The organism is Rhizobacter sp. P3_B12, assembly GCF_056402895.1.
On record NZ_JBFUGN010000935.1, the window covers coordinates 1 to 2,424 of the forward strand.

Annotated in this window: 4 protein-coding genes; 1 reads left to right on the top strand and 3 read right to left on the bottom strand. The window is 71.1% G+C overall.

Going from position 1 to position 2,424, the window contains the following annotated elements:
* Positions 1-1,221: citrate synthase family protein (locus AC1D01_RS30315; RefSeq protein WP_477873040.1), on the top strand; the 1,221-nt coding region annotated here is incomplete at its 5' end.
* Positions 1,222-1,240: 19 nt separating this feature from the next.
* Here the strand turns inward: AC1D01_RS30315 and AC1D01_RS30320 are convergent.
* The 3 genes from AC1D01_RS30320 to AC1D01_RS30330 all read right to left on the bottom strand — a co-directional run.
* Positions 1,241-1,612: a VOC family protein gene (locus AC1D01_RS30320; RefSeq protein WP_477873042.1), complete on the bottom strand. Its 372-nt coding sequence runs from the start codon at positions 1,610-1,612 to the stop codon at positions 1,241-1,243.
* A gap of 13 nt (positions 1,613-1,625) precedes the next feature.
* Positions 1,626-2,069, bottom strand: a complete 444-nt coding sequence (locus tag AC1D01_RS30325) for an SRPBCC family protein (protein WP_477873044.1) — start codon at positions 2,067-2,069, stop codon at positions 1,626-1,628.
* 34 nt (positions 2,070-2,103) lie between these two features.
* On the bottom strand, positions 2,104-2,424 hold a 321-nt coding region (locus tag AC1D01_RS30330), incomplete at its 5' end, for a PNPOx family protein (protein ID WP_477873046.1).

The window sequence follows — 2,424 nt, forward strand, 5'->3', positions numbered from 1 at the left end:
CGCGAGGCCGCCCGGCTGCTGATCGACCGCTTCGCCGCCGCCGGCCTGAAGGATCCGCTGGACGAGCGTTTCGACCTCGGCAAGGTCGACATCCTCGGCTGCGAAGGGCTCGTCACCGGCACGCCGGATGCGCGCGCGCAGGCGCTGCTGGCCGCGCTCGATGCGCGCGGCGCGAAATCCGCGCTGCTGCGCTGGCTGCGTGCGCTGCCGGGCCATCCGACGGCCGATGCCGTGCTCGCGGCTGCGACGACGACGCTCGCCTGGACGCCGCTGATGGCCAAGCGCGTGTCGCGCCTCACGGCCGAGAGCCTGCCGTGGTGGATGGCCTTGTTCGGCACGCTGATCGGCGCCTCGGCGCCGGACACGCGCCACCAGGCCGGGCAGTTCTGCGGCTTCGACGATGCGCAGCTGCTGGGCCGCCGCTCGCTGACCGAGATCGCGTTCGCCGCGTTGATCGGGCTGCCGCCGGTCGACGAGGACCTGTTCGTCTGCCAGACGCTGTTCGGGCTGTTGCTGACGAACGGGCCGGGGGCGATCTCGGCCCAGGGGGCGAAGGGCGCGGTGTCGGCCGACGGGCCGGAGGCCGCTCAGCGCGTGCAGCTGAACAAGGCGCTGATGGGCTTCCTGACGCACACCGGCTACACGCATGGCGGCAACGGCTACGAGGGCATCGCGTTCCTGAACGAGCAGTTCCGCGACACCCGGCTGGCCGACCCGGCCGATCCGGAGCATGGCATCGACCTGGCGGCGCTCGCGTGGCGCACCGCGCAGCGCTATGCGAGCTACAAGGCCGAGCGCCGCAGCATCGGCAGCACCGACATCGCGAAACTGCCGGGCGTGAACCACCCGGTCTTCAAGGACAAACCGGTCAACCACGACCCGCGCGAGGTCTTCATCGCGCAGCTGTTCGAGCAGCGCGGCGAGCACAACGTGTTCCACGCCTACTACCGCGCGCTGGTGCAGGCGCTGTTCGACGCCGGCGTGTCGCGCAACGTCTACTGCGTCAACATCGATGCGGTGATCGCGTCGCTTCTGCTGAAGATGCTGTGGAAGCGGCTGCGGCGCGGCGAGCTGGCCGAGCGCGATCTGGAGACGGCGGCGTTCACGATCTTCCTGATCCCGCGCATGCTGGGCTGCGCCGCCGAGATCGACGACCACCTGAACCGCGGCCGCAACATGGACACGCGCACGCCGGCGTCGAATTGCAGGTTCGTCGCCTGAGCCGCGGCCGCGCGAGGCGCTACGCCTGCGGGCTGTGGCAGACGGCCTCGAAGTTGTGCCCGTCCGGGCCGATCACGAACGCGCCGTAGTAGTTCGGGTGGTAGTGCGGCCGCAGGCCGGGGGCGCCGTTGTCCTTCGCGCCCGCGGCCAGCGCGGCGGCGTGGAAGCGGCGCACCTGTTCGCGGTCCTGCGCCGCGAAGGCGATGTGGATCGGCCCCGGCGGGGCGCCGAACGAGCCGAACCAGAACTGCCCCTTGCCCTCGCGGCCGACCATCGCCCAGCCCTCGGCCTCCTTCGTGATGCCGATGCCCAGCGGTTCCAGTGCGGTGACGAGGAAGCTGCGCATCGCGGTGAAGTCGCTGACGTTGAAGCCGATGTGGTCGAAGGTCATCGTGGTCTTCCTTTCAGGCGGGCGGGTCGTGCAGGGGCGCATTGTGGCCCGCGGCCGCGGCGGATTCCAGCGCCTTCTTCATCGCCTGCAGGCCCTGCCCGATCATCGCGGCGATCGCGGGGGCCATCGCGTCGGGCAGCAGGTCGGCGATCCACACGAGGCGGCAGCGGTCGGCGCCGTCCTCGAACACCTGGACCGAGGCATTGTGGTGCRTGAGCCGGCCGCCGACGGCACTCCACACCAGCCGGCGCGTGCCGTCGTCGAGGGTGACGATCAGCTCGCGCGCCACCGCGCCGTTGGCGAAGGTCACGATGCGGGCGCCGCCCCCGTCCTCGAGCCGGCAGTCGGTGACGAAGCCGGGGACCAGCCGGGTGTGCAGCGCGCCGATGTCGCGCACTGCATCCCACAGCTCGCGGGCCGGGACGTTGATCTGGATTTCATTGCGGATCGAGGCCATGGTGTGCTCCGGTGTGCCGTGCGGATGGACTTCGTCAATACAGGGTCGTGCGCTGCCGCTCGGGCAGGTCGCGGTCGTAGGCTTCGCCGTCGATCGCCGCATCGGTGAGCGCGGCCAGCATCGCGCCGGCTGACGGCACCGCGCTGCGCACGTCCTCCGCGGGTGGCGCCCACAGCTTCGAGCGCTGCAGCGCGCGGGCGCACTGGAACAGCACGGTCTCGATGTGCACGACGATCACGCACTTCGGCGGCGTGCCGTCCATCGCGAGGCGCTGCAGCAGCGCCGGGTCGACGCTGATGCGGGCGCGGCCGTTGACGCRCAATGTCTCGCCGACGCCGGGGATCATGAACAGCAG

Bases quoted from the DNA above. Each gene is read 5' to 3' on its own strand.
- AC1D01_RS30320 (WP_477873042.1), bottom strand. From the start codon at position 1,612: ATGACCTTCGACCACATCGGCTTCAACGTCAGCGACTTCACCGCGATG.